Genomic DNA, 24788 nt, shown 5'->3' on the forward strand with positions numbered 1-24788 from the left:
CACTCCGGTAGGTTCTGTCACAGCCAGATGCGGCCGAGGTTATACGTCAGGTACGGCGAGCTGTCCGCCGCCAGCCAGATCGGGCCGTCCAGATCCACGTGTTCGGCGGCCAGCGCCGCCGGCATGGCGGCTTCCATCGCCAGCGAGGAGCCGAGCATGCAGCCCACCATGATGCGCATGTCGTACTGGCGTGCTTCCGCCACCATCGCCAGCGCTTCGGTCAGCCCGCCGCACTTGTCCAGCTTGATGTTGATCATTTCGTAGCGGTCGCGCAGGGCGGCGATGTCGCCGCGGTGATGGCAGCTTTCGTCGGCGCACACCGGAATGGCGTGTTCAAACGTCGCCAGCGCGCTGTCCTGCCCGGCGGGCAACGGCTGCTCCACCATCGCGATGCGATGCGCGGCAAGCTGGCGCAGCAGCGGCTCCAGTTCCAGTCCGCCCCAGGCTTCGTTGGCGTCCACAATCAGCGTCACGTTGGGCGCGGACTGGCGAATCGCCGCCACTTTTTCCAGAATCTGCTCCCGGTCGAGCTTGATTTTCAGCAACAGCGCGCCGCGGGAGACCGCGTCTTTGGCGGCGTTCGCCATGTTTTCCACGCTGTCGAGACTCAGGGTCTCGGCGGTGATGATCGACTGCGGCGGCGCAATGGCGAGGTGCTGCCACAGCGTCTGTCTGGCCAGCGCGGCGTTCAGCCGCCATAGGGCGCAGTCCAGCGCGTTGCGGGCCGAGCCCGGCGGCAACGACTGCTGCAATGCTTCCAGGCCGATGCCGTTTTCCACCGCCTGACGCACGGTTTCCAACTGGCGGGTCACGCTGTCGGCGGTTTCCTGATAGTGCGCGGTGGGGGTGCATTCTCCCCGGCCGATAAAGCCGCGCTCTTCCAGCGTGACGCGCACCACCGTGACGGCGGTGCGGGTGCCGCGGGAGATGGCGAAAGGACGGGCCAGCGGCAATTCCACGGTTTCGATTTGCATCTGTCGCATGGGCTTACCCCCGGGTTTTCAGCAGTGTCGCAATGTCATCGATACCGAAGCGGATCGGGTCGGTGGCCGGCACGCCAAAGCGTTCGCTCAGGTCACGGCAGTAATCGCGCGCTTCCTGTTCGCCATAGTTGGAGGTGTTGATGGCGAAACCGGCCAACTGTACGTCCGGATTGGTGACGCGGGCGGCGCGCAGGTTGGCGTCCACGCAGTCGCCCAGTTCCACCATCGGCTGATGGGGCAGGTGGCGCATGTGCGGGCGGCCCATTTCGTGGCACATCACCAGCCAGTGCGGCTGTGCGCCGTGGATAAGACCGGTGGTCACCCCGGCGTAGGACGGATGAAACAGCGATCCCTGGCCTTCGACGATATCCCAGTGGTCGTCGTCGTTGGCCGGAGACAGCGCTTCCGCCGCGCCGGCGATGAAGTCGGCGATCACCGCGTCAATGGCGATGCCGTCGCCGGCTACCAGCACCCCGGTCTGGCCGGTGGCGCGAAAATCGGCTTTCAGACCCTGCGCGCGCATGGCGGATTCCAGCGCCAGCGAGGTGTACATCTTACCGACCGAGCAGTCGGTGCCGACGGTCAGCACACGCTTGCCGCTGCGTTTTTTGCCGCTGCCGACGGTCAGTTCCGGGCGCAGGTGGCGAATATCGAACAGCTGTACCTGATGCTGTTCCGCCAGCGCCTGCAAACCGGGGACGTCGATCAGGCGCTGATGCAGGCCGTTGGCGACGTTCATGCCGGCTTCGATAGCGGCGCGCACGGTATCCAGCCAGTGAGGCGGCAAAAAACCGCCGGCGTTGGCGGTGCCCAGCACCAGCGTTTTGGCGCCGCGCGCCACGGCGGACGGAATATCCAGATCATCGAGCCCCAGCGACACCGTGCTGCCCGGCAGGCGCAGCTGACCTACGCACTGTTCGGGGCGCCAGGTGTGAATGCCGCGCGCCGTTTTCACCGCCAGCGGGTCGGTCACGTCGCCAAGAAAAAGCAGGTAAGGTTGTGGAATCAGCATGATGTCTTATCCGTGGTTGCATAGTGGTTGCATAAAGGTGATGTCTAAGACTATTCCACGATGCTTTTTTCCTGACGAATGCTTGTTTATGGGTGGGGTATAACCTGACGTTATAGGGGTGATTTTATTTAATTTATTGTTATTTAAGGAATAGTGTTTGCAAATGTCGGCAGGGTATAGCGGCGGGTTATGTCGAAACAGGCAGATCAAAATCTTTTACATCAGTAGGAAAACGCTTCGCGGATTACGTGTAGAAGACCACCAGCCCGAGCAGCAGACTTAGTGCGGTTGCCACCACCGTCAGCATCAGTAGCCGCATCATCCACATTAATTGCCGGGTGCAGGGGTAGCCGCTGCGCAACAGGGCGCGCAACCGCAGGCGTGACCAGATATAGGTAATCAGCGTCATCAGCAGCAGAAACAGCCCGACAACCAGCATCAGCGGCTGGCTTTTCATCGATCCGGCTTTCAACAGCAGTACGCTGTTGACCAGCAGCACAAAAGCGGTCCGCGACCAGGCAAGCCGCGTACGTTCCGGCTGCAGACCCGGATCGCGCGGCGGGGTATCGGCAGAGGGAATCATGGCGGCCTACAGCAGCAGGATAACCAACGCCAGCGCGACGGAAATGGCGCTCACGCAGCTGGCGATGATAATCAGCATACGGGTATAAGGCAGCGCTTGCCCGGTGCGCATCGCCCGCTCGTTGTCGGCCCAGCGTCGATAAGCCATCCACGCCAGCAGCGCCGCCGCCAGCGACAGCACCACCGCAATGCCGCCCCGGACGGCGGGCGGCGCCAGCGTAGGCGCAAACTGGTCAATGGCGACCGCGCCCGCCAGAAACGCCAGCGCGGTGCGGATCCAGGCCAGAAAAGTACGCTCGTTGGCCAGCGAAAAGCGGTAATCCGGCGTCGAGCCCTGCTGCTGCCAGGGGATTTTCTTGTCGGACGACGTCGGTGAAGTGGGTGAAGCGGCTGGGTCACTCATGGGCATCAACGGCCAGCGGATAGACAATGCCCGCATTCTACATGGCCGGGCCGCGGCTCTCCAGCCAGTGAGGCGGATGGCGGCGGAAAAATTGATGAAATTTTAATCGTGACTGGCGGTAGGCAGGGCAGGGGGAAGACCGTATAATGCGCGCCAGTTTAATGAACCTGCCCGGAGACGAGCCATGCGCCCAACAGGCCGAAATGCCCAGCAAATCCGCCCTCTTACATTAACCCGCCACTACACCAAACATGCCGAAGGATCGGTGCTGGTTGAGTTTGGCGATACCAAGGTATTGTGCAACGCCACGGTGGAAGAAGGGGTACCGCGTTTTCTGAAAGGTCAGGGACAAGGCTGGATTACCGCTGAATACGGTATGCTGCCGCGTTCTACTCACAGCCGTAACGCCCGTGAAGCGGCGAAAGGCAAGCAGGGCGGCCGCACGCTGGAAATCCAGCGCCTGATCGCCCGTTCGCTGCGCGCCGCGGTCGATCTGAACAAATTGGGTGAATACACCATTACGCTGGATTGCGATGTGCTGCAGGCCGATGGCGGCACCCGCACCGCGTCCATCACCGGCGCCTGTGTGGCGTTGGCCGATGCGCTGAATGGCATGGTGGCCAGCGGCAAGCTGAAAACCAGCCCGCTGAAAGGCATGGTGGCGGCGGTATCGGTCGGGATCGTCAACGGCGAAGCGGTGTGCGATCTGGAATACGTGGAAGACTCCGCGGCGGAAACCGACATGAACGTGGTGATGACCGAAGACGGCCGTATGATCGAGGTGCAGGGCACCGCCGAGGGCGAGCCGTTCAGCCACGATGAGTTGTTGTCGTTGCTGGCGCTGGCGCGCCGGGGCATCGAAGATATTGTCAACGCGCAGAAGGCCGCACTGGCCGACTGATTTTTCAAAGCGACCCCAGTGGTCGCTTTTTTATGCCATCATTTTTTATGCTATGTCGTCAGGACGGCGGGGCGCCCCGCGGTCGTTACAGGAGAGGGAGTCATGAAAGCCTACCAGCGCCAGTTTATCGAATTCGCACTCAGCAAGCAGGTATTGAAGTTCGGCGAATTTACCCTGAAATCCGGGCGTATCAGCCCTTATTTCTTTAATGCCGGGCTGTTCAACACCGGGCGCGATCTGGCGTTGCTGGGGCGTTTTTATGCCGAGGCGCTGGTGGACGCCGCCGTCGAATTCGACGTCTTGTTCGGGCCGGCCTACAAGGGCATTCCGATTGCCACCACCACTGCGGTGGCGCTGGCGGAGCACCACGACCGCGATGTGCCGTACTGCTTCAACCGTAAGGAAGCCAAGGATCACGGCGAGGGCGGCAATCTGGTCGGCAGCCCGCTGAAAGGCCGCATCATGCTGGTGGACGATGTGATTACCGCCGGCACCGCCATCCGCGAGTCGATGGAAATCATCGCCGCACAGGGGGCGACGCTGGCGGGCGTGCTGATCGCGCTGGACCGTCAGGAACGCGGCCGCGGCGAACTGTCCGCCATTCAGGAAGTGGAACGCGACTACCAGTGCAAGGTTACGTCGATCATCACTCTGGAAGATCTGATTACCTATCTGGCCGAAAAACCGGAGATGGCCGCGCATCTGGAGGCGGTGAAAGCCTATCGCGCGCAGTTCGGCGTGTGAAATTCAGGGCGTGAAATAAGCGGCGTGGCGAGTTGCCACGCAGTGCGGTTACTGAAGCTGGGCAGCCAGCAGCGGCCAGCGGGTATCGAAATCCTGCGTGGGCAGGGTGCGGAACTCGGAGCGGGTAAAGCGCGACAGCATGCCTTCGCAGAACGCCAGCAACTGGCTGGCCAGCAGCGTTTCGTCATGGCGGAACGCTTCGCCGCTACGCAGCTTGTGTTCGCGCAGCACCTGACGCAACTGGGATTCGATGCGGTCAAACAGCTGGTTGATGCGGCCCTGCAACCGATCCTGCTCGAACATCAGCGCGTGACCGGTGAGAATGCGCGTCAGGCCGGGGTTTTTCTCCGCAAAGCCGAGAATCAGCAACAAAATCAGCCGCAGCCGGTTAAAGGTGTCTTTTTCATCCTGCAGAATCAGGTTGATGCGAGTGGTCAGGCTGTCTTCAATAAATTCGATCAGGCTGTCAAACATCCGCGTTTTGCTGGGAAAGTGCCGGTAAAGCGCGGCTTCTGAAACGCCGACGGTGGCGGCCAGCTTGGCGGTGGTAATGCGTTGACTGCCGTCGCTGGATTCCAGCATCTGCGCTAGCGCCTGCAGAATTTCTTCGCGACGATTCCTTTTCGTATTTTCTTTCTCTGCCATGTCAGAAAAGACCCTTGATAAAAATGTGACGGACAAACACCAGATAGCGCCACAATCGCCTTAACGCTGTGGCTTTATAGTTTTCCTGGGAGGCAGGGATGGGGCGTATCAGTGACGGCCGGAATGGCCGAAACCACCCTCTCCCCGTTCGCTGCCGACAAAATCGTTAACCAGATTGAATTCGGCCTGCACCACCGGCACGAATACCATCTGGGCAATGCGTTCACCGGGTTCGATGGTGAAAGACTGGCTGCCGCGGTTCCAGACCGACACCATCAACTGACCCTGGTAGTCGGAATCGATCAGACCCACCAGATTGCCCAACACTACGCCATGTTTGTGGCCGAGGCCCGAACGAGGCAGGATCACCGCAGCCAGCGACGGGTCGCCGATGTGGATAGCCAGACCGGTCGGCACCAGCGTGGTTGCGCCAGCCGCCAGTTCCACCGCGCTGTCCAGACAGGCGCGCAGGTCCAGCCCGGCAGAACCCGGCGTTGCGTAGGTCGGCAGCGGGAACTGTTGCCCGATACGCGCATCAAGAATTTTTACGTCGATTTTTTTCATCATAACGGCTGACAATCTCGTCGATTAACTGTTGGCCCAGCAGGTGTTTGCTGCCGTGCGGCAGGCGCTTATCCCCGCCTGGCCAGAAAAGATGCAATGCATTATTTTCCGAATTAAACCCTTGATCGGAAAGGGATACATCATTCGCGCAAATCAGGTCCAGCTGTTTGCGGGCCAGTTTCTGGCGCGCGTATTCTTCCACATTACTGGTTTCGGCGGCAAACCCGACAACATAAGGACGGTTTTCGCTCATGGCGGCCACATCGGCGATGATATCCGGATTTTTGACCAAAGTGACACTGATTTCATCACCCTGTTTTTTGATCTTTTCATCGGCGATCGCCTGCGCCCGGTAGTCCGCCACGGCGGCGCAGCCCACCACGATATTCTGCTGCGGCGCTTCACGCATCACGGCCTGGTGCATTTCCTGCGCGCTGATGACATCAATACGAGTGACGTTATCAGGCGTCGGTAAATTAACCGGGCCTGCCACCAGCGTCACGCGAGCCCCGCGCGCGGCGGCGGCGGCGGCGATGGCGAATCCCATTTTCCCGGAACTGTGATTGCTGATGAAGCGCACCGGATCCAGCGCTTCACGCGTCGGCCCTGCCGTCACCATAACACTGAGGTGTTGCAGATCATTGACATGAGAGAAGTGCGCGTCGGCGTTCGCCACAATCTCCAGTGGATCAATCATCCGGCCGGGGCCGACATCGCCACAGGCCTGACTGCCGCTGTCCGGACCCCAGATCAGCGCGCCGCGGGCAGCCAGCACGCCCAGATTGTGCTGTGTGGCGGCGGCGCGGTACATCTGCTGGTTCATGGCCGGTGCGATGGCGACAGGCGCCGCCGTCGCCAGACAGATGGTAGTCAGCAGATCGTTGGCCATGCCTGCCGCCATCCGGGCGATCAGGTCTGCTGACGCAGGAGCCAGAATCACCAGGTCCGCCCATTTCCCCAGCTCGATATGGCCCATGGCGGCCTCGGCGGCGGGATCCAGCAGATCGGTCGATACCGGATGACCGGACACCGCCTGCAGCGTCAACGGCGTGATAAACGCGCTGGCGGCGGGCGTCATCACCACGCGCACCTCGGCGCCCCTGTCGCGCAGGCGTCGAACCAGTTCCGGGCATTTGTAGGCGGCGATGCCGCCGCTGATGCCCAGTACGATATGTTTTCCTGCAAGCCGTTTTTCCGCAAGCAGCGTGCCGGAAAGCCCGTGCAGACTGGAAGAATCTGTCATCGTTATATCCGTTTGTCAGCCGAAAAGAGGCTGCATTTTATCATAAGCTGCCGCAGGTCGAGGAATGTTAGGTATCGCATTTCCTGATACAGAAAAAATTGCGGAACGCCTCGCAACCCGCGCACCGGCCTGTCGTCCCTTCGGCGGACGCATGGGATGATAAGCCACCGTTCGGCAAGGAGAGCAGCAATGGCATGGAATGACGGGTGTGCGCCGCGTGAAAAACTGATGACGCTGGGCGCCGGGGCGTTGAGCGATACGGAACTGTTGGCGATCTTTCTGCGTACCGGCATCGCAGGTACGCATGTGATGCAACTGGCGGAAAGTCTGCTGGTGCAGTTTGGGTCGTTGTATCAGCTCATGATGGCGGACAAAGACACCTTTTGCACCGCACGGGGCGTGGGGGTGTCCAAATATACGCAGCTGCAGGCGGTGGCGGAACTGGCCCGGCGGCTGTTTTCTTCCCATCTGGCGCGGGAGGACGCCATGCTTAACCCGGAAGTGACGCAGCAGTATCTGCAATTGCTGCTGGCGCATCATGAACGGGAAGTCTTTCTGGTGATGTTTCTGGATAACCAGCACCGAGTGATTCGTCATCAGGAAATGTTCGCCGGCACGATCAGCAGCGTGGAGGTGCATCCGCGCGAGATTGTGCGTGAGGCTCTCAAAGCCAACGCCGCCGCGCTGATTCTGGCGCATAACCATCCGTCCGGTCGGGCGGAGCCCAGTCAGGCCGACCGTTCCATCACCGGAAAAATCGTGCAAGCCTGTCAGTTGCTGGAAATTCGGGTGCTCGACCACCTGGTTATCGGGCGCGGCGAGTACGTTTCTTTTGCCGAGCGAGGGTGGATTTGAAAGATATTTCCGCGATCCTGTGGGATCTTTAGCTGTTCGGGACTTGAGCGCATACGCTTCAGAGCGTATACTACGCCACCTTTGAGAATCTTGGGTGTGGCGTTAAGAGCCTATCTCAGCAGGTTTACCCTGATGACAGAGTCTTTTCAGTGAAGTTGCTGAGATGGGCTCTAAAGCCTGACGAGGCGGCCGACACCCTCTACGAAGCTCGAGCTGATTTGATTTTTGGAGAATAGACATGTCCCGAGTCTGCCAAGTTACTGGCAAGCGTCCGGTGACCGGTAATAACCGTTCCCACGCAATGAATGCGACTAAACGCCGTTTTCTGCCAAACCTGCATTCCCATCGTTTTTGGGTTGAAGGTGAGAAGCGTTTTGTAACGCTGCGCGTATCTGCTAAAGGTATGCGTGTTATCGATAAAAAGGGTATCGAAGCGGTTCTGGCCGATCTGCGTGCCCGTGGTGAAAAGTATTAAGGAACTGAATCATGGCTAAAGGTGTTCGCGAGAAGATCAAGCTGGTTTCTTCTGCTGGTACTGGTCACTACTATACCACTACGAAGAACAAACGTACGATGCCGGAAAAACTGGAACTGAAAAAATTCGATCCAGTCGTTCGTCAGCACGTCGTCTACAAAGAAGCTAAAATCAAGTAATTTTAGTGGATCTGAAAAACCCGGCTTCGGCCGGGTTTTTTTATCGCTTCAGCAGGACGTTTCACCGGAGGACGCATGCCAGAATTACCCGAAGTGGAAACCAGCCGCCGCGGCATTTCACCCTGGCTGGTCGGTCATACTATTTTGTATGCCGAGGTGCGTAATGCGCGCCTGCGCTGGCCCGTCTCTCCTGAAATTCTGTCGCTGAGCGATACGCCGGTGCTGAGTGTGCAGCGGCGCGCCAAATACCTGCTGATTGAGCTGACGACCGGCTGGATAATCGTCCATCTTGGCATGTCCGGCAGTTTGCGGGTGTTGCCGGAATACAGCGAACCGGATAAGCATGACCACGTCGACCTGGTGATGGACAGCGGTAAGGTGCTGCGTTATACCGATCCGCGTCGTTTCGGCGCCTGGCTGTGGTGTGATGACCCAGCGACCAGTTCGGTGCTGGCGCATCTGGGGCCGGAACCGCTCAGCGACGATTTTTCCGGTCGCTATCTGTTCACCCAATCCCGCGGTCGTAAAACGCCGGTCAAGCTGTGGATTATGGATAACAAGCTGGTGGTGGGCGTAGGCAACATCTACGCCAGCGAGTCGCTGTTTAACGCCGGTATTCTGCCGAACCGGCCGGCGGGTTCGCTGTCTGAGGTTGAAGCGGACCAACTGGTACGTTCCATCAAGCAGGTATTGCAACGCTCGATTGAGCAGGGCGGCACCACGCTGCGGGATTTTCTGCAGTCCGATGGCAAACCGGGTTATTTTGCGCAGGAGTTGCAGGTCTATGGCCGCAGCGGCGAGCCCTGTCACCATTGCGGCACGCCGATTGAGAGCATCAAGCAGGGCCAGCGCAGCACTTTTTTCTGTAAGTGCTGTCAGCGTTAAGCGCAATCCGTTCCGGAGTAATTAAACAACGATAGCGTAGCGCTCAGCCTAATTTTTCCAGCAGAGCAGCGGCGACAGGTCGTGGCAAAAAGTGTGAAACGTCGCCGCCGTGACGGGCAACTTCTTTAACCAATGACGATGAGATGAAAGACCACTGCTCCGATGGCATCAGAAATATGCTTTCCAGCGTCGGCATCAGGTGGTGGTTCATTTTGGCCAGTTGCAGTTCGTATTCGAAATCAGACACGGCGCGTAACCCCCGCACCAGAATCGTCGCCCGCTGCTGCCGGGCGAAATTAGCCATCAGATCGGTAAACCCAACCACCTCGATGTTCGACAGATGCTGCGTGGCTTCTTTAGCCAGCGCCACCCGTTCTTCCAGCGTAAACAGCGTTTTTTTACCGGGGCTGGCGGCAATAGCCAGAATCAGGTGATCGAACATGCGCGCCGCGCGTGTCAACAGGTCCAGATGGCCGTTGGTCAGCGGGTCAAAGGTGCCGGGATAGATGGCTCTAGTCTTCATGGTGCTGATGTTCCTGGTGAGTGTCGCGCCGGTTATTCAGGGCCCATAGACCAGTATATTTGTTAAATGTGTACTGTGCATTTACGATGGCCAGCAACAGTCCTTGTTTGCCGTCCAGAAAGCCGGCCCGCAACAGCCAGGTTTTGACAAACGCTCCCAGCGTGTGCAGTACGATGGAGGAGAAACCGCAGCGTTTGCCCTGACGAAAGCGCTCTTCCGCCCAGCTTGCCGCGTAGGCGAACTGCTTTTGCTGGAAACTGAAAAAGTCCCGGCAGGTCAGGTGCTTCAGGTCGCCATCCAGTGAAATCACCCGGGCGGCGCCATAATCGAGGGATTCGTGTACCGCGTTGTCGTTGTAACGGTAGCGGTTGGGGTACAGGCGGATAACCTCATCCGGATACCAGCCGCTGTGACGCATGAAGCGCCCCAGAAACAGATTGCGGCGCGCGCAGCGATAGACGGCATCGCTTTCAGGGGATTCGAGCGTCGTCTCGATGGACTGCCGCAGCGCCGGCGTGACCCGTTCGTCGGTATCAATCATGAAGATGTAATCGCCGCTGGCATACTGCTGCGCCAGTTGACGCTGTTTGCCGAAACCGGGCCAGTCGGTGTTCTGATAAACCTGCGCGCCGTGGCGGCGGGCGACATCCAGTGTGTCGTCGCTGCTGCCGGAATCCAGCACGATAATCTCGTCGGCCCAGTCGACTGACGCCAGACAGTCGGGCAGCAGCTCCGCCGCGTTATGGCTGATAAGAACGACGGACAGGCGTTTCCGGCTCATTACTGACTCCGTGGCGGCAGATAGGGCTCCAGCAGAGCCAGCAGACTTTGCAGCGCGCCCTGGTTTTTGTGCAGTACGTCCACGGCATGGTGGCCGTGATAACGGCGATAATCATCGTCGGACAGCAGGGTGGTGACCTGTTCCACCAGCGATGCGGTATCCCGCACGGTGATCAGCCCATCGGATTCCTGCAGGCGGGCGCAGATATCCTTAAAATTGAAGGTATGCGGTCCCATCAGCACCGGTATGGCGTGCGCAGCCGGTTCCAGCGGATTGTGTCCGCCCCGCTCAATCAGGCTGCCGCCGACAAATGCCAGGTCGGCAATGCCGTACAGCAGCATCAGTTCACCCATGGTATCGCCAATCACTACATGAGACGAGGCGGGAGGAACGGTACCTGCGCTGCGCAGGGTATATTCCAGCCCGGCCTTGCGGACGATCGCTTTGGCGTCGTCAAAACGGTCGGGATGGCGCGGCACCAGAATCAGCAACAGAGTAGGAAAGGCTTTCAGCAATTCGGTGTGGGCGTCGACGATGATTTTTTCTTCGCCTTCATGGGTACTGGCGGCGATCCACACCGGGCGCTGCGGCGCCCACTGTCGACGCAGCGTCACGGCGCGCGCGGCCAGCTCCGGCGTGACGGAAATATCGAATTTCAGGCTGCCGGTCACGTTCAACTGGGTGCGTTTCAGCCCCAGATTGATAAAGCGCTCGCCATCTTCCTCATTTTGCACTGCGATGAGGGTGATGCGACGCAGCAGCGTTCGCATAAAGCGGCCGAGTTTACGGTAGCCGTTGGCGGAACGTTCGGACAGACGAGCGTTGGCGATGATCAGCGGAATTTTGCGCTGGTGCAGCGCCGTGATCAGGTTAGGCCACAGCTCGGTTTCCATGATGATTACCAGACGCGGCTGCACATGGTCGAGAAAGCGCGCCATAGCGCCGGGCAGATCGTAGGGCAGGTAGACATGGTAAACATCTTTGCCGAATGCGGATAACGCGCGCTCGGAGCCGGTCGGCGTCATGGTGGTGACGGTAATCGGCAGAGATGGATAACGGTGGCGCAAGGCGCGGACCAGCGGCACCGCGGCCAGCGTCTCTCCGACGGAGACGGAATGCAGCAGTATGCCTTCGGGTTTTACCTGATTCCTGTAGAAGCCGTAGCGCTCCCCCCAGCGTTTGCGGTAAGCGGGGATTTTGCGGCCCCGGAGCCAGAGGCGCAGCCAGATAAGCGGCTGGATCATGTAAAACAGAAAGGTGTACAGCGTTTGTAACATAATCATCGGTATTATAGTCGGCGATAGCGAATTCTATATATTTATAGCGGTTAAATCTATCATTTTAACCGGCTACGGTCGGTGTTCTCCTTTCTACCGAAGAAACAGGTAATTAGCGCTGGAAATTGCACCGTTGTACGTTGGATTAATGATTGATGACAAACAGGATTATTCGTCGCAGGAAACATCAATTAGGGGAATAAAGGGACGTAATAATTAAAACAAAAGGACAAGGTAAATAAATATTTACTCTGTTTTTATCCAGTGAAGAAAATATATTTATCAACTCATGAAGTGAATTATCAAATAATATTTAACGATATGGTGGTTTATTTCAAAATGTGTTTGATACCGTGGGGAGTAAGGTGGTGGCGTTATCGAAAAATGGCAGAAAGTTGAACAGCCTGGCGACATTCCGTTTTACGATTCCGATCTTAAATCAATCCTCTCTTTAACGTATGACGAACGCATTTTGTACAGGATTCTTCGCCAGCCTTCATGTATTATAGGCGGTTTATGATTTAAGGCTTATTTGATATAGGTATAAAAAGATGTTAGACACATCTTTAAATATATTACATACCGAGTCCTCTTGTGGTTGGGGCGGGCAGGAAATTCGTATTCTTACGGAGTCTCAGGGAATGATGAAGCGTGGCCATAAGGTCACCATTCTGTGTTGTCCGCACTCCAATATTTATCGTGAAGCGCAGGCGCGGGGTATTGCCGTGGTTGGGCTGCCGATCGAGAAAAAACGGTTGTCTTCCCTGCTGGCGCTGGTCGGTTGGCTGCGTCAGCACGGTTGCGCGTTCGATATCATCAATACGCACAGCTCCACCGATGCCTGGCTGGTCGCGGTCGCCGGGCTGATGCTGGGAAAACGGGTGCCGCCGATGGTGCGTACCCGCCATGTTTCCACCGACATCAACCGTTCGCTGACCACCCGCTGGCTGTACATGACCGCAACCCGCCACATCGCCACCACCGGCGAACGGCTGCGTCAGCAGCTGCATCGCGACAATCGCTATCCGTTGTCGCATATGACCTCGGTGCCGACCGGCATCGACCTGAGCTTTTATCGTCAGGCTGCCCGGCAGAGCGCCCGTCAGACCATCGGCGTGCCGGATCGGCCGACGCTGGGTATTCTGGCGACCATGCGTTCCTGGAAAGGGCACACCTATCTGCTGGAGGCCTGGCAGACGCTGGCGAAGGATTTTCCGGACTGGCAGTTGCTGATGGTGGGCGATGGGCCGCAGCGTCAGGCGCTGGAGCAGCAGGTCGCGTCGATGGGGCTGGCCGATCGGGTCATTTTTCTGGGCAACCGCGACGATGTGCCGGATTGCCTGAACAGTATGGATCTGTTTGTGCTGCCCTCCTACGGCAACGAAGGCGTACCGCAAAGCATTATGCAGGCGATGGCCTGCGGCTTGCCGGTGGTGTCGACCACGGTCGGCGCGATTGACGAAGCGGTGGTCAATGAACAGACCGGCTATTTGATCACGCCCAAAGATACCGCGTTGCTGGAACAGAAATTGCGTCAACTGATGGGCGACGATGCGTTGCGCGCCCAATTTGGCGAAGCGGCGCTCAAACGCGCGTCCGAGCAGTTTGGCGCGGATATCATGCTCGATCGAATGACCACTATTTTCCGGAACAGCCAGCGGTCGACTCGTTCATGAGTAAATTTTCCGCCCGGTTGCGGATTTTTCCGCGCGGTCTGCTGCAGTTGCTGAAAAAGCCCTGGCGTCGCGCGCCGACAGCGGTGAAACGCATTCTGGTCGCCCACAATCTGTTGCTGGGCGATACCGTGATGCTGACGCCGTTGCTGGCCAAGCTGCGGCGTAATTATCCGCGGGCGGAAATCGTGCTGCTGTGCAAGCCGCCGTTCGTCGAGGTTTATCGCCTGAATCCCTACGGCGTAGTGCCGATGCCTTACCAACCCGCTTCGGCGTCGTCGGTGTCGGCGATTGTTAACAGCGGACCCTATGATCTGGCGTTGATTCCAGGCGACAACCGCTATAGCTGGCTGGCGCTGGCGGCGGGCAGCCGTTGGATCGTTGCGCATCGACCTGCGCTGCGCAACGCCAAGAGCTGGCCGGTCAATGAATATCGAGACTATCCGGTTGAACCGATGGCGTGGGGCGACGCGATGGCCGCCCTGACGGACGGCGAGTTGCCCGCGCCTCAGCGCTGGTCTGCGCCGGCGTGCGATTTTTCCCCGCCGGAGTCGCCTTTTGTCGTACTGCATGTCGGCGCCAGCAATCCGGTGCGTTTCTGGCCGCCGGAGCGCTGGCTGGCGTTGGCGGATTGGCTGGCGGCGCAAGGTTACACCCCGGTATGGAGCGGCGGCGGCAATGAACGGTATATCGTTGACGCGATTGACCCGGAACGGCGTTATCGCAGTTTTGCCGGTGAGTTGTCTTTGTCGCAACTGCTGACGCTGCTGGCGGGTTCGAAAGCGCTGATCTGCGCCGACACCGGCGTGGCGCATCTGGCGAAATGGGTCAATACCCCGACCATGACGCTGTATGGTCCGGGTAATCCGGTCGCGTTTGGTCCCGGCCGCTTCTGGCAGAATAACCCGATTATCAACATCGGTTTCCACCCGATTCCTTGTCGCGACCAGCACACGCTATTTGGCCGTGAATTGTCCTGGCTTGAACGGTGCAATCGGAATGAAACGCGCTGCCTGCAGTTCTGCGACGGGCAGTCAGCGTGTATGCAACAGATTTCCCTTCCTGAGATTCAGACGGCTTTTACCCATTTGTTGAGAAAGATTTAATGACAACTCAGTTATCGTTTAACACCCGACGTACCGATAATCGCGGCCTGTATTTTCTCAGTGCGCTGGCTATTTTTGTTAACCCGTTGGCCGAAGCGCCTAAAAACATCGCCATGGCGCTGTTGCTGCTGTGGGTGATCGTTCAGGCGGTCATGAATAAAAAAGAGCGCCAGTGGTCAGGGTGGGATCTGTTTTTTGCCCTTTACATACTCTCGTATCTGGTTGGCCTGCCGTTTTCCGCTTATCACACCGATGTGCGTTCTCTGACCGATGTAGCCCGTTATATGCTGTTCGGCTGGGTGATCTATCATGCCAGTTTCAGCGAAAAGCAGAAAATCGGTCTGGTGTTCTGGGCCACGCTGGGGACATTCGTCGGTCTGATTTATGGCGCGTGGGAACACTTTTACCTCGGCAGGGAAACGTACTGGACGCTCAACTCGGTTGGTCATGTGAATCACGCCGCCATCTATAACGCTATTATTTGCGGGATGGCGCTGACGGTTCTGTTCAGTTACTGGTCGATGTTGAGCGTTGGCAAACGACTGATGTGGATAGCCATGCTGGCGCTGTCTCTGGTCTATGTGGCGTTTGGTGAAAGCCGGGCGACCTTCGGGGCCGTTCTTGTGGTGGCGCTGGTTTTGGGAGTAGGGTTCGCCAGAAAAAATAAAAAATTTCTGCTGCTGCCTGCTGTCTTTATCGCCGGGTTAATTGCGGTTGCAATCCTCAGTAATGCGCGCGTTGTGGTAAAACAGGAGCAAAATGCTTCGGATAACAATGTATTGAGTTATCGTGATGTTATCTGGAGTTCAGCTCTTGATGTCTTCAAACAGCATCCTTTCTTTGGTGTAGGGAAGGAAAACTTCGAGAAAATCGACATCAATAAATGGCCAGATAAGCCACTGTTCACACATGTTTCTCATGCCCATAATATCTTTATCAACGTGCTGGCGGAAAACGGCGTCTGGGGCGCCTTTTGGGTCTTCAGCCTGTTTGGCGCGATGGGCGTGACGTTGGCGCGTTATATACCGAAGAAAAATGCGTTGCCGGTTTCCTGGCTATCGTGGGGGGCGGCCTGCTCGGCATTGGTGGTCACGCTGGTGGTCGGGTTGGTTAACACCACTTTCCATCATGAACATGCCAATCTGAGCATGCTCTGTTTTGCACTGTGGCTGAGCCAGTATCGCTACGATCGTCAGCGTTTTATCTGATCCGACAGCCGGGTCATGGACGTAACGTCGGCCGTGACCCGGCTTCTTTTACCGAAAGGCATACGCCGAAAATCGCGGCGCACCCGGTATAGCATCAAATCAACTGTTCATAGAGTTTGAGCATGTTATCGCTCAGAAAGCGCAGGTCGTAGCGTTCCACTTTGGCTCTCGCCTGCTCCCCAAACCCGTCGAACCCGGTTTCACAAGCCTGTCGTACCGACTGGCGCAGGCCGTCATAGTCCAGCGAATCGCAAACAAACCCGTTCAAACCTGACTGGATAAACTCTTTGCCGCCGCACTGTTGTGACGTAATCACCCCCAGTCCGCTGGCCATCGCTTCCAACACCACATTCGGGAACGGGTCGTACAGCGTCGGCAGCAGCAGCATATCCGCCGCGCCGTAGTAGGGCCGGGTATCCGGCTGCATACCGACGAAATGAACCCGATCGGCGACGCCGAGCCGCCGGGCCAGACGCTGATAACGACGACTGTGCTTATCTTTCCCCACCACGATCAGGTGCGGATGCTGAGGAACGCCGCTGATGGCGTGGATCGCGCCCGCCAGCCCTTTGCGCTCGAAACCGGAACCGACAAACAGCATCACTGGCGCGTTTTGCGGTACACCCAGTTGCTGACGCAGCGCGTGGCGGTAGGTCGCGCGCAGGTCGGGGGTAAAGGTGTCGGTGTTTACCCCGTTGTAAATCAGCTGAATTTTATCGGCAGGCACGCCAAAGTAGTGGCGAATTTCATCCGCCACCATCTGCGAGTTGCAGATGACGGCTTTCAGCGATGGATGCTGATACATCGCCTGCTCTTGCATCATCACATAGCGGTGAAAACCGGACCACCACAGCAGACGTCGCTGCAACGGGTTGAGAATCCGCGAACGCTGGGTAAGCCAGGACTGATGAACGCCGTCGCCGGCGCGGTAAATATGGCAGCCTGGAATCCGTTCGTGGCTCTGCACCAGATCGAACGCGGCGAAGTGCTGCTGAGCAGCCTGTGCGAACGCGCTCTCGCGCTGGACCCGGCCGGTGATGCGCGGGTTACAGATGATAACGTTGCGGTTGACCTGTTCCGCGCCTTCCCAACTGCGGGTGATAACGCTGACATCCAGTGAACGGTGGTTGCTGAGCGCGTCGAGCGCCCTGGAAACGAAGCGCTCCGCCCCGCCGTCCGGTCGGTATTTCTGCCGCACGATCGCCAGTTTCATCCCTGTGCCTCCAGCAGTGCCGAATCAACCGCCAGCAACACCTGCTGAACGCTGATTTGCTGCAGACAGTCGCTAACCTTGCTGCCGCCGCAACCGTCTTTACCGCAAGGGCGGCAGGGATGGCGGTCGGAGACTATCACCCGGTTGACGGTCATCCACGGCGCCCATTCGGTTTCTCCGCTGGGGCCGAACAGCGCCACCACCGGCGTTTGCATCGCAGACGCGATATGCATCGGCACCGAGTCCACGCCCAGCAGCAATTGTGCTTTGCCGATCAGGCTCGCCAGCTGTTTGAGCGTCAACTGGCCGGCCAGATCCAACACCGGATGGGTCAGGCGCGACTTGATGTCGGCGATCATCGCCATTTCGCTTTCCGCCGGCGAAGCGCTTAGCACGATGGTGTGGCCGCGTTCGCACAGGGTGTTGATGGCTTCCGCCATCGCGCTGCTCTTCCAGCATTTGAACAGCCAGCGCGATGTTGGATGAACCACGATGAAGGGTTGCCCCTGCCATTGCTGGGCCCGCAGTTTCTGGTCTACCGCCTGATCGGCCTCCTCGCCGGCGATCAGTTGTAACCGACGCGCTTCCGGTTCCGGCTGGATCCCCAGTACTCGCAGGGTATCCAGATGGGATTCCACCGTGTGGCGGCGCGGAATGCGCGGTACGCGATACTGAAACGTCTTTTTCCAGAACGACAGTTTGTCGCGTGCGCTGTTGCGAAAGGTGACGCCGAGCGGGATGCCCGCCAGACGCGCGATCCATAAACCGCGCATACTCTCGGTCAGGTGAATGATGGCGTCATAACGTTGCGCCCGCAGCGTTTTCAGCAGCGCCCACTCTTTCGCCAGATGACCGAACGCCCCAAGTTTTTTCCATTTTTTGTCGACGGTATAAAGCTGGTCAATCGCCGGATGCAGCGACAGCATTTCCGCCGTGTCGGCAAACACCAGCGCGTCGATTTGGGCGTCCGGGTAACGCTGACGCAGAATGGAAAATAGCGGCGATGTCAGCAGCACATCGCCATGATGGCGGAATTTGGTAATAAGGATTCGCCGGAGTTCAACCTTACGCGGTGAGGTCACAGTAAAACCGCCTTATTCAGTCAAGAGAGAAGCACAGTGCTGCCACACATCGGCGGCGCGGAGATCCGCCAGATTGCGGCTGCCTGCCGGACGGCAGACATGCTGGTTTTGGCCGTAGCCGCCAATCAACCCCGGATCGGTCGGGCCGTACAGCGTGATGTTGGGGCGGTCGAGCGCGGCGGCGAGGTGACTGAGCCCGGTATCCACCGAGACCACGGCTTTTGCGCCCGCCAGTATGCCTGCGACCTGTTCCAGAGTAAGCCGGGGCAGCACGTCCACGTGAGAAAACCCGGCTGCCAGTCGCTGCGCCCGCTGGTGCTCGTGCTCCGCGCCCCAGGGCAATTTGATGCGCAGTCCGCGAGGTTCGGCCAGCGCGATCAGTTCGCGCCAGTGCGACTCCGGCCAGTGTTTTTCATCCCGGGTGGTGGCATGCAGAAACACCAGATACGGCTGGCTGTCGGCGGGCTGTGCCGACAGAAAACGCGCCGCAATGGCGTAATCGCCCTGTTCCGTCGGTTTACGGTAATTCAGGCTGACGGAAAACAGCTCCCGGATGCGTTCTACCGCGTGCTGCTGGCTGGCGATCGGATGTCGATACTGATAAAACCAACTGGCCAGCGGCTCGCGGGCGCTTTTCCAGTCCAGCCCATGCTTGTTGCCGAGTGCCAGGCGGGTCACCAGCACCGCGCTTTTCAGCAGCCCCTGCGCGTCGATGACCGCATCATAGCGTTTTTCCCGCAGCTGTGTTTTGAACGCGGCCCGCTCGGCGCGGGTTTCACGGCTGAACCAGCTTTTGCGCCAGCGGCGGATTGCCACCGAAATGACGCGATCAACCGCCGGGTGCCAGCCGGGGATCTGGGCAAAACCTTCTTCCACCACCCAGTCGAACTGGATGCCGTGAATCACCTGCATCGCATCGGTGAGTGCGGGCAGGGTGTGCAGCACGTCACCCATGGAAGACGTTTTGACGATCAATACCCTCATGCAGGCTCCCCTTTGGCGGGCAGATAGCGTGACAGGGCGTCCAGCACCTGTTGCGGCTGAATATCGATCAGGCTCTGATGATACCCTTGTTCGGCATCGCCCTTGCGCACCCGGTGATAACCGGTGATCAGGCGGATGACCTCGGCCTGGTGGGAGAGCGGCGGGGTGAAGTCCGGGCTGCTGGGGCCGTACAGCGCCACCAGCGGGCGGTTGAGCGCTGCTGCCACGTGCATCAGACCCGAGTCGTTACTGACGATCGCCTGACAGGCGGCGATCAACACCACCGCCTGATCCAGCGCAGTCTGCCCGGCCAGATTGAGACAATGTTCGCGGGCATCGGCACTCAGGGTTTGACGGATGTCCTCACCTGCCTGACGGTCGTTGTTCGAACCGAACAAGATGACCTGATAACCTTGTTCAATCAGCGTTTGTGCCAGCGAACCGTAGTGGTAATGCGGCCAGCGTTTGGCCGGGCCGAACTCGGCGCCGGGGCAGAAACCAATCAGCGGCCGGGCGTCGGTCAAATTAAAGGCGGCGGTGACATCCGCAATTTCGGCGTCATTCACCGCCAACTGCGGCCACAGTAAAGGCTGAGGCAAATCAGCGGCGGTATGAATGCGGGCACGGTCATAAGCCAGCGCGACATAGCGCTGCACCATCAGCGGGAAAGCGGCTTTGTCCAGAACCCGTAGGTCATTGAGCAGACCGTAACGCATTTCACCGCGCCAGCCGGTGCGATGCGGAATATCGGCAAAAAAAGGCACCAGCGCCGATTTGAAGGAATTGGGCAGCACATAGGCGCGATCGTATCGCTGCTCGCGCAGTGATACGCCCAGTCGCCGACGTTCGCCGAGCGCCAGCATGCCGTGCCCCAGCGGCATGGGCAATGCCTGATGTACTTCGGGCATGCGCGCCAGCAGCGGGCGACACCAGGCCGGCGCCATCACATCGATGATGGCGTCCGGGTGTTCGGCCTTCAGGGTGCGGTAAAGACTGTGCGACATCATCATGTCGCCCACCCAGGAAGGGCCGATAACCAGAATTTTCATACCGTTCGTGTTTCCTTACGGCAAAGCGAATCAGGCGTTGCGGTTCAGCCAGGCCAGGTAGTCGGCGACCCCTTCCGCTACGGTTTTGAACGGCTTTTCATAACCAGCGGCGCGCAGGTTGGTGAGGTCTGCCTGCGTGTAGGACTGATAGCGGCCTTTCAGTTTTTCCGGGAAAGGGATGTATTCCACGCCGTCTTTCTGGTGATAGGCCAGTACGGCATCCGCCACGGCCTGGAAGGACTCGGCACGGCCGGTGCCGCAGTTGAAGATGCCGGAAACTTCGTGTTGCCAGAACCACAGGTTCACCGCCGCCACGTCGCCGACATAGATGAAATCGCGTTTGAAATTTTCGCTGCCGGCGAACAATTTGGGTTTTTCACCCTGATTGATCTGGTTATTCAGGTGGAACGCCACGCTGGCCATGCCGCCTTTGTGGCCTTCGCGCGGCCCGTAGACGTTGAAGTAGCGAAAGCCGCAAATCTGTGAGCTGGTTTGCGGCAGAATTTCACGCACATACTGGTCGAACAGGAACTTGGAATAGCCGTAAACATTCAGCGGCTGCTCATATTGACGCTCTTCCACGAAGTTGTCGGTGCGGCCGCCGTAGGTAGCGGCAGAAGAGGCATACATGAATGGAATTCCACGCTCCAGGCAGTAGTGCAACACGTCCTTGGAGTACTGATAGTTATTATCCATCATGTACTTACCATCCCACTCAGTAGTGGAGGAACAGGCGCCTTCGTGGAAAATAACCTCGATATCGCCCAGATCGTCTCCGGCAACGATGCTGGCGAGGAAGTCTTCCTTATCCATGTAGTCGGCGATGTCCAGATCAACCAGATTGGCGAACTTGGTGCCATCCTTAAGGTTGTCGACCACCAGAATATCCCGATACCCGTCATCATTCAGCGCTTTTACGATATTGCTGCCGATGAAACCAGCGCCGCCAGTTACGATAATCATGGGAGTTACCTGCTATCTTGCTGGTGGAGCACCGCGCTCCACACCTATTGGCCGCTATAATAGCATTTCGACGCACCACAGACATCCTGTGCGGATTTTCCCGCCGTTTCTTGCCAGGCGCTTCGCATTTCCGGCGTGATCACTGTGGCATTTTGTGGCTGACCTGTCAGCCCGGCTCGCATTTCTCCACTACCTTTACCTCCATAAGGCCTACCGCCGCTCGGCGGAAATTCCGATGACGGACGAAAAGGAGAGCCGCGCCATGCCTGATGCGTTTTATCACCAACTGACCGCCCAGCTTGCCTCGCTGCACGACGAGGGACTGTTTAAGGATGAACGACCGATCACCACAGCGCAGCAGGCGCACATTACGGTGGCGGGCGGCGGCGAGCTGATTAACTTCTGCGCGAATAATTATCTGGGGTTAGCCAATCACCCGGCGGTGATCGACGCGGCTAAAGCCGGGCTGGATAGCCACGGCTTCGGCATGGCGTCGGTACGTTTTATCTGCGGTACGCAGGATATTCACCAGATGCTGGAGCGCCGGCTGGCGGCGTTTCTCGGTATGGAGGATGCCATCCTCTACTCCTCCTGCTTTGACGCCAACGGCGGGTTGTTCGAAACCCTGATGGGGGAAAACGACGCGATTGTGTCCGATGCGCTCAATCATGCGTCGATCATCGACGGTATTCGCCTGTCAAAAGCGCGCCGTTATCGTTACGACAATAACGATATGCATCAGCTGGAGGCACGGTTGCAACAGGCCCGGTCGGAAGGGGCGCGTAATCTGATGATTGCCACCGACGGCGTGTTTTCGATGGACGGCGTGATCGCCAATTTGCGCGGTATTTGCGATCTGGCGGAGCGCTACGACGCGCTGGTGATGGTGGATGACTCCCACGCGGTGGGATTTGTCGGCGAACAGGGACGCGGCACCCATGAATACTGCCAGGTGATGGGGCGGGTGGACATTATTACCGGCACGCTGGGCAAAGCGCTGGGCGGTGCGTCCGGCGGCTATACCGCCGCCCGGCGGGAGGTGGTGGCGTGGCTGCGTCAGCGCTCCCGGCCGTACCTGTTTTCCAATTCGCTGGCGCCGTCGATTGTGGCGGCGTCGATCAAGGTATTGGACCTGCTGCAGGATGGACAGGCGCTGCGTCGGCGTCTGTGGCATAACGCCAGTCTGTTTCGTCAGCGGATGACTGAGGCGGGGTTTACGCTCGCGGGCGCGGATCACGCCATTATTCCGGTGATGCTGGGCGATGCCCGGCTGGCGCAGGCATTCGCGGCGGCGTTGCGACAGGAAGGCATTTATGTCACCGGTTTTTTCTACCCGGTGGTGCCGCATGGGCAGGCGCGCATCCGTACCCAGATGTCGGCGGCGCATACGCCGGAGCAGATTGAACGGGCGGTGACGGCGTTTATCCGGGTCGGCCGCCAACTGGGCGTGGTGAAGTGAGGAGACGATGATGAAAGCGCTGGCGAAACTGCGCCCGGAACCGGGCATCTGGCTGACTGACGTTCCCGCGCCGGAACCGGGCCACAACGATGTGATGATCAAAATCCGTAAAACCGCTATTTGCGGCACCGACGTGCATATCTACAACTGGGATGCGTGGTCGCAGAAAACCATCCCGGTGCCGATGGTGGTCGGGCATGAGTATGTCGGCGAGATCGTGGCGATAGGGCAGGAAGTGGAAGGGTTCAGGATTGGCGATCGGGTGTCGGGCGAAGGGCATATTACCTGCGGCTATTGCCGTAACTGCCGCGCCGGACGCCGTCATTTGTGCCGCAATACCTCCGGCGTCGGCGTTAACCGGCCGGGCGCTTTCGCCGAGTACCTGGTGATTCCGGCGTATAACGCGTTCCGTCTTCCGGCGGCGATTCCCGATGACATCGCTGCTATTTTCGATCCGTTCGGCAACGCGGTGCATACGGCGCTGGCGTTTGATCTGGTGGGTGAAGACGTGTTGGTAAGCGGCGCGGGGCCGATTGGCGTCATGGCGGCGGCGGTTTGCCGCCATGTCGGCGCCCGTCATGTGGTGATTACCGACGTTAATGACTACCGGCTGGCGCTGGCGCGGCGGATGGGCGTTAACCGGGCGGTGAATGTAGCGCGGGAATCGCTGACCGACGTGATGCGGGAACTGGGCATGACCGAAGGATTTGACATCGGGCTGGAGATGTCCGGCGCGCCGGCGGCCTTGCGCACGCTGCTGTCGGTGATGAACCACGGCGGTCGCATCGCCATGCTGGGTATTCCGCCGGAAGCCGTATCGGTAGACTGGAGTGACATCATTTTCAAGGGGCTGGTGATTAAAGGTATCTACGGCCGTGAAATGTTTGAAACCTGGTACAAAATGGCGGCGTTGATCCAGTCCGGACTGGATCTGTCGCCGATCATCACCCATCGCTACGCCATTGACGATTTCCAAAACGGGTTTGATGTGATGCGCTCCGGCCAATCCGGCAAGGTGGTGCTGAGCTGGTAACCGGCCGCGCCGCCGATAGACGACGCGGCTCGCCGTATTACCCCAGCCAGGTCTGCCAGTGCTGTTTCAGGTAGCTGACGGCGGGGCTGGTCGCCAGATTATGTCCAAGCTGCCGCCACAGATCCGACTGAGAGATCGCCGGCAGCGGCTGTTTGATCGCGCAGACCTGAATAGGGCGCAGCCGTTTTTGCGCCGGGGCGGTCGGTTGCGACGCAGGGTACGTCGGCACCGGCGCATAGCGCGGTTCCGGTTCGTTCAGCAATTGACTGGGGCGCACCAGTACGATATCGGCCGGCAGCGTCGGCAACATCTGCTGCAACACCTGAATGGTGGTGGGGTGAGGGTGGCCGATGGCGATGGCGTACCCGCTGCGTTGCGCGATCTCCACCGCCCGGCTGAACTGACGCCGAATGTCGGCAACGTTCTGGGTGTCGTCCAGGAAGACCTTGCGTTTGAGTACCTTGATGCCGGTACCGGCCGCCGCCTGGGTGGCCTGACTGCTGCCGATGGTCATGCTGTCGAGGAAATAGAAGCGGTAGGCGGTCATCGCCTGCATCACCTTCTGCATGCCCGGCAGGCTGGCGGTCATGGCGCTGCCCATGTGGTTGTTCAGCCCGACGGCGTAAGGCACCTTGTTGACCGCATCGCGCAGGATGCGCGCGATTTCCTCGCTGCTCATGTCCGGGCGCAGCGTGTCACGCTCCAGCGGCTGCTTGCTCATCGGCGCCATCGGCAGGTGAATCAACACTTCTCTGCCTTGCGCATGGGCCTTGGTCGCCATGTCGCGGGCGTATGGCGCATTGGGCAACACGGCCACGGAAATGGCGGTGGGCATCGCCAGCACCTGATTTTCGTTATGCGGGCGGTAGCCGAAATCGTCGATCACCAGCGCCAGCTTGCCCGCCCAGACGGGAAGGGCCAGCAGCGTGCCGGTGAGCGTCATGCCGGTGAGAGTCAACAAGCGGG

At 58.8% G+C, this 24788-nt stretch carries 27 protein-coding genes; 11 read left to right on the plus strand and 16 right to left on the minus strand.

What is annotated here, in order from left to right; genetic code table 11:
- Positions 1-17 precede the first annotated feature (17 nt).
- The 4 genes from dgcA to CPA59_RS00755 form a co-directional block, all read right to left on the minus strand.
- Entirely contained in the window at positions 18-983 is a 966-nt protein-coding gene (dgcA, locus tag CPA59_RS00740) for an N-acetyl-D-Glu racemase DgcA (RefSeq protein WP_107758516.1), read from the minus strand.
- A gap of 4 nt (positions 984-987) precedes the next feature.
- Positions 988-1995: an N-acetyltransferase DgcN gene (gene dgcN / locus CPA59_RS00745; RefSeq protein WP_038663531.1), complete on the minus strand. Its 1008-nt coding sequence runs from the start codon at positions 1993-1995 to the stop codon at positions 988-990.
- Positions 1996-2239: 244 nt separating this feature from the next.
- Positions 2240-2578 carry a DUF202 domain-containing protein gene (locus tag CPA59_RS00750; RefSeq protein WP_038920571.1) on the minus strand — a complete coding sequence of 113 codons (339 nt, stop codon included), beginning with the start codon at positions 2576-2578 and terminating at the stop codon, positions 2240-2242.
- A 6-nt stretch (positions 2579-2584) separates the two neighbouring features.
- A complete protein-coding gene (locus CPA59_RS00755; protein WP_049842701.1) occupies positions 2585-2986 on the minus strand; it encodes a YidH family protein in 402 nt (133 codons plus the stop codon).
- Between the two features lie 178 nt (positions 2987-3164).
- Here CPA59_RS00755 and rph point away from each other — a divergent pair, with 178 nt between their 5' ends.
- Positions 3165-3881, plus strand: coding sequence for a ribonuclease PH (gene rph, locus CPA59_RS00760; protein ID WP_033568040.1), 717 nt, complete (start codon positions 3165-3167; stop codon positions 3879-3881).
- Between the two features lie 102 nt (positions 3882-3983).
- A complete protein-coding gene (gene pyrE / locus CPA59_RS00765; protein WP_038920570.1) occupies positions 3984-4625 on the plus strand; it encodes an orotate phosphoribosyltransferase in 642 nt (213 codons plus the stop codon).
- Positions 4626-4673: 48 nt separating this feature from the next.
- Here pyrE and slmA read toward each other — a convergent pair whose 3' ends face one another.
- The 3 genes from slmA to coaBC form a co-directional block, all read right to left on the minus strand.
- The gene (slmA, locus tag CPA59_RS00770; protein WP_013319939.1) at positions 4674-5270 is read right to left on the minus strand and encodes a nucleoid occlusion factor SlmA; all 597 of its coding nucleotides are present in this window, start codon (positions 5268-5270) and stop codon (positions 4674-4676) included.
- 108 nt (positions 5271-5378) lie between these two features.
- On the minus strand, positions 5379-5837 hold the full coding sequence (gene dut / locus CPA59_RS00775) for a dUTP diphosphatase (RefSeq protein ID WP_038920569.1): 459 nt from the start codon (positions 5835-5837) through the stop codon (positions 5379-5381).
- On the minus strand, positions 5806-7077 hold the full coding sequence (coaBC, locus tag CPA59_RS00780) for a bifunctional phosphopantothenoylcysteine decarboxylase/phosphopantothenate--cysteine ligase CoaBC (RefSeq protein ID WP_107758517.1): 1272 nt from the start codon (positions 7075-7077) through the stop codon (positions 5806-5808). Before coaBC ends, dut begins: the two co-directional genes overlap by 32 nt.
- Positions 7078-7266: 189 nt before the next feature.
- Here coaBC and radC point away from each other — a divergent pair, with 189 nt between their 5' ends.
- From radC to mutM, 4 genes are all read left to right on the plus strand, one after another.
- A complete protein-coding gene (radC, locus tag CPA59_RS00785) occupies positions 7267-7932 on the plus strand; it encodes a DNA repair protein RadC (protein WP_107758518.1) in 666 nt (221 codons plus the stop codon).
- Positions 7933-8170: 238 nt separating this feature from the next.
- The gene (gene rpmB, locus CPA59_RS00790; RefSeq protein WP_012763801.1) at positions 8171-8407 is read left to right on the plus strand and encodes a 50S ribosomal protein L28; all 237 of its coding nucleotides are present in this window, start codon (positions 8171-8173) and stop codon (positions 8405-8407) included.
- A gap of 11 nt (positions 8408-8418) precedes the next feature.
- The gene (rpmG, locus tag CPA59_RS00795; protein WP_012763802.1) at positions 8419-8586 is read left to right on the plus strand and encodes a 50S ribosomal protein L33; all 168 of its coding nucleotides are present in this window, start codon (positions 8419-8421) and stop codon (positions 8584-8586) included.
- 75 nt (positions 8587-8661) lie between these two features.
- Positions 8662-9471: a bifunctional DNA-formamidopyrimidine glycosylase/DNA-(apurinic or apyrimidinic site) lyase gene (gene mutM, locus CPA59_RS00800; protein WP_100848679.1), complete on the plus strand. Its 810-nt coding sequence runs from the start codon at positions 8662-8664 to the stop codon at positions 9469-9471.
- Between the two features lie 43 nt (positions 9472-9514).
- On the opposite strand, the gene coaD is transcribed toward mutM, so the two are convergent.
- From coaD to waaA, 3 genes are read right to left on the minus strand one after another with little or no spacing between them, the layout of a single operon-like run.
- Positions 9515-9994 carry a pantetheine-phosphate adenylyltransferase gene (gene coaD, locus CPA59_RS00805; RefSeq protein WP_038920566.1) on the minus strand — a complete coding sequence of 160 codons (480 nt, stop codon included), beginning with the start codon at positions 9992-9994 and terminating at the stop codon, positions 9515-9517.
- Positions 9984-10775: a glycosyltransferase family 2 protein gene (locus CPA59_RS00810; RefSeq protein WP_038920565.1), complete on the minus strand. Its 792-nt coding sequence runs from the start codon at positions 10773-10775 to the stop codon at positions 9984-9986. The genes coaD and CPA59_RS00810 overlap by 11 nt, the downstream gene beginning before the upstream one ends.
- Positions 10775-12052 (minus strand): lipid IV(A) 3-deoxy-D-manno-octulosonic acid transferase, encoded by a 1278-nt coding sequence (waaA, locus tag CPA59_RS00815; protein ID WP_100850379.1) that lies wholly within the window; start codon positions 12050-12052, stop codon positions 10775-10777. Before waaA ends, CPA59_RS00810 begins: the two co-directional genes overlap by 1 nt.
- A 551-nt stretch (positions 12053-12603) precedes the next feature.
- On the opposite strand from waaA, the gene CPA59_RS00820 reads away from it, so the two are divergent.
- The 3 genes from CPA59_RS00820 to CPA59_RS00830 are packed head-to-tail and all read left to right on the plus strand — an operon-like array spanning position 12604 to position 16039.
- A complete protein-coding gene (locus tag CPA59_RS00820) occupies positions 12604-13728 on the plus strand; it encodes a glycosyltransferase family 4 protein (protein WP_038920564.1) in 1125 nt (374 codons plus the stop codon).
- Positions 13725-14831: a glycosyltransferase family 9 protein gene (locus CPA59_RS00825; RefSeq protein ID WP_038920563.1), complete on the plus strand. Its 1107-nt coding sequence runs from the start codon at positions 13725-13727 to the stop codon at positions 14829-14831. Before CPA59_RS00820 ends, CPA59_RS00825 begins: the two co-directional genes overlap by 4 nt.
- Positions 14831-16039 (plus strand): O-antigen ligase, encoded by a 1209-nt coding sequence (locus CPA59_RS00830; protein ID WP_049855323.1) that lies wholly within the window; start codon positions 14831-14833, stop codon positions 16037-16039. Before CPA59_RS00825 ends, CPA59_RS00830 begins: the two co-directional genes overlap by 1 nt.
- A 94-nt stretch (positions 16040-16133) precedes the next feature.
- Here the strand turns inward: CPA59_RS00830 and CPA59_RS00835 are convergent, their stop codons facing one another.
- The 5 genes from CPA59_RS00835 to rfaD are packed head-to-tail and all read right to left on the minus strand — an operon-like array spanning position 16134 to position 21330.
- Positions 16134-17252, minus strand: a complete 1119-nt coding sequence (locus CPA59_RS00835; protein ID WP_107758519.1) for a glycosyltransferase family 4 protein — start codon at positions 17250-17252, stop codon at positions 16134-16136.
- Positions 17249-18334, minus strand: coding sequence for a putative lipopolysaccharide heptosyltransferase III (gene rfaQ, locus CPA59_RS00840; protein ID WP_107758520.1), 1086 nt, complete (start codon positions 18332-18334; stop codon positions 17249-17251). The genes CPA59_RS00835 and rfaQ overlap by 4 nt, the downstream gene beginning before the upstream one ends.
- 12 nt (positions 18335-18346) lie before the next feature.
- Positions 18347-19318, minus strand: coding sequence for a lipopolysaccharide heptosyltransferase RfaC (rfaC, locus tag CPA59_RS00845; RefSeq protein ID WP_107758521.1), 972 nt, complete (start codon positions 19316-19318; stop codon positions 18347-18349).
- Positions 19315-20367 carry an ADP-heptose--LPS heptosyltransferase RfaF gene (rfaF, locus tag CPA59_RS00850; protein ID WP_038920558.1) on the minus strand — a complete coding sequence of 351 codons (1053 nt, stop codon included), beginning with the start codon at positions 20365-20367 and terminating at the stop codon, positions 19315-19317. Before rfaF ends, rfaC begins: the two co-directional genes overlap by 4 nt.
- Before the next feature lie 30 nt (positions 20368-20397).
- Positions 20398-21330, minus strand: coding sequence for an ADP-glyceromanno-heptose 6-epimerase (rfaD, locus tag CPA59_RS00855; RefSeq protein ID WP_107758522.1), 933 nt, complete (start codon positions 21328-21330; stop codon positions 20398-20400).
- 262 nt (positions 21331-21592) lie between these two features.
- On the opposite strand from rfaD, the gene CPA59_RS00860 reads away from it, so the two are divergent.
- Both CPA59_RS00860 and tdh read left to right on the plus strand, forming a co-directional pair.
- On the plus strand, positions 21593-22789 hold the full coding sequence (locus CPA59_RS00860; protein ID WP_107760748.1) for a glycine C-acetyltransferase: 1197 nt from the start codon (positions 21593-21595) through the stop codon (positions 22787-22789).
- A 10-nt stretch (positions 22790-22799) separates the two neighbouring features.
- Positions 22800-23822, plus strand: a complete 1023-nt coding sequence (gene tdh, locus CPA59_RS00865; protein ID WP_107758523.1) for an L-threonine 3-dehydrogenase — start codon at positions 22800-22802, stop codon at positions 23820-23822.
- Positions 23823-23859: 37 nt separating this feature from the next.
- On the opposite strand, the gene CPA59_RS00870 is transcribed toward tdh, so the two are convergent.
- A complete protein-coding gene (locus tag CPA59_RS00870) occupies positions 23860-24765 on the minus strand; it encodes a divergent polysaccharide deacetylase family protein (protein WP_107760749.1) in 906 nt (301 codons plus the stop codon).
- Positions 24766-24788: the final 23 nt, after the last annotated feature.

This window comes from Dickeya sp. Secpp 1600, from assembly GCF_003049805.1.
In the GTDB taxonomy this organism is placed as follows: Bacteria; Pseudomonadota; Gammaproteobacteria; order Enterobacterales; family Enterobacteriaceae; genus Dickeya; species Dickeya fangzhongdai.

Coding starts and splice junctions, on each gene's coding strand:
- dgcA (WP_107758516.1), bottom strand. CDS start 983: ATGCGACAGATGCAAATCGAAACCGTGGAATTGCCGCTGGCCCGTCCT.
- dgcN (WP_038663531.1), bottom strand. CDS start 1,995: ATGCTGATTCCACAACCTTACCTGCTTTTTCTTGGCGACGTGACCGAC.
- CPA59_RS00750 (WP_038920571.1), bottom strand. CDS start 2,578: ATGATTCCCTCTGCCGATACCCCGCCGCGCGATCCGGGTCTGCAGCCG.
- CPA59_RS00755 (WP_049842701.1), bottom strand. CDS start 2,986: ATGCCCATGAGTGACCCAGCCGCTTCACCCACTTCACCGACGTCGTCC.
- rph (WP_033568040.1), top strand. CDS start 3,165: ATGCGCCCAACAGGCCGAAATGCCCAGCAAATCCGCCCTCTTACATTA.
- pyrE (WP_038920570.1), top strand. CDS start 3,984: ATGAAAGCCTACCAGCGCCAGTTTATCGAATTCGCACTCAGCAAGCAG.
- slmA (WP_013319939.1), bottom strand. CDS start 5,270: ATGGCAGAGAAAGAAAATACGAAAAGGAATCGTCGCGAAGAAATTCTG.
- dut (WP_038920569.1), bottom strand. CDS start 5,837: ATGATGAAAAAAATCGACGTAAAAATTCTTGATGCGCGTATCGGGCAA.
- coaBC (WP_107758517.1), bottom strand. CDS start 7,077: ATGACAGATTCTTCCAGTCTGCACGGGCTTTCCGGCACGCTGCTTGCG.
- radC (WP_107758518.1), top strand. CDS start 7,267: ATGGCATGGAATGACGGGTGTGCGCCGCGTGAAAAACTGATGACGCTG.
- rpmB (WP_012763801.1), top strand. CDS start 8,171: ATGTCCCGAGTCTGCCAAGTTACTGGCAAGCGTCCGGTGACCGGTAAT.
- rpmG (WP_012763802.1), top strand. CDS start 8,419: ATGGCTAAAGGTGTTCGCGAGAAGATCAAGCTGGTTTCTTCTGCTGGT.
- mutM (WP_100848679.1), top strand. CDS start 8,662: ATGCCAGAATTACCCGAAGTGGAAACCAGCCGCCGCGGCATTTCACCC.
- coaD (WP_038920566.1), bottom strand. CDS start 9,994: ATGAAGACTAGAGCCATCTATCCCGGCACCTTTGACCCGCTGACCAAC.
- CPA59_RS00810 (WP_038920565.1), bottom strand. CDS start 10,775: ATGAGCCGGAAACGCCTGTCCGTCGTTCTTATCAGCCATAACGCGGCG.
- waaA (WP_100850379.1), bottom strand. CDS start 12,052: ATGTTACAAACGCTGTACACCTTTCTGTTTTACATGATCCAGCCGCTT.
- CPA59_RS00820 (WP_038920564.1), top strand. CDS start 12,604: ATGTTAGACACATCTTTAAATATATTACATACCGAGTCCTCTTGTGGT.
- CPA59_RS00825 (WP_038920563.1), top strand. CDS start 13,725: ATGAGTAAATTTTCCGCCCGGTTGCGGATTTTTCCGCGCGGTCTGCTG.
- CPA59_RS00830 (WP_049855323.1), top strand. CDS start 14,831: ATGACAACTCAGTTATCGTTTAACACCCGACGTACCGATAATCGCGGC.
- CPA59_RS00835 (WP_107758519.1), bottom strand. CDS start 17,252: ATGAAACTGGCGATCGTGCGGCAGAAATACCGACCGGACGGCGGGGCG.
- rfaC (WP_107758521.1), bottom strand. CDS start 19,318: ATGAGGGTATTGATCGTCAAAACGTCTTCCATGGGTGACGTGCTGCAC.
- rfaF (WP_038920558.1), bottom strand. CDS start 20,367: ATGAAAATTCTGGTTATCGGCCCTTCCTGGGTGGGCGACATGATGATG.
- rfaD (WP_107758522.1), bottom strand. CDS start 21,330: ATGATTATCGTAACTGGCGGCGCTGGTTTCATCGGCAGCAATATCGTA.
- CPA59_RS00860 (WP_107760748.1), top strand. CDS start 21,593: ATGCCTGATGCGTTTTATCACCAACTGACCGCCCAGCTTGCCTCGCTG.
- tdh (WP_107758523.1), top strand. CDS start 22,800: ATGAAAGCGCTGGCGAAACTGCGCCCGGAACCGGGCATCTGGCTGACT.
- CPA59_RS00870 (WP_107760749.1), bottom strand. CDS start 24,765: ATGACGCTCACCGGCACGCTGCTGGCCCTTCCCGTCTGGGCGGGCAAG.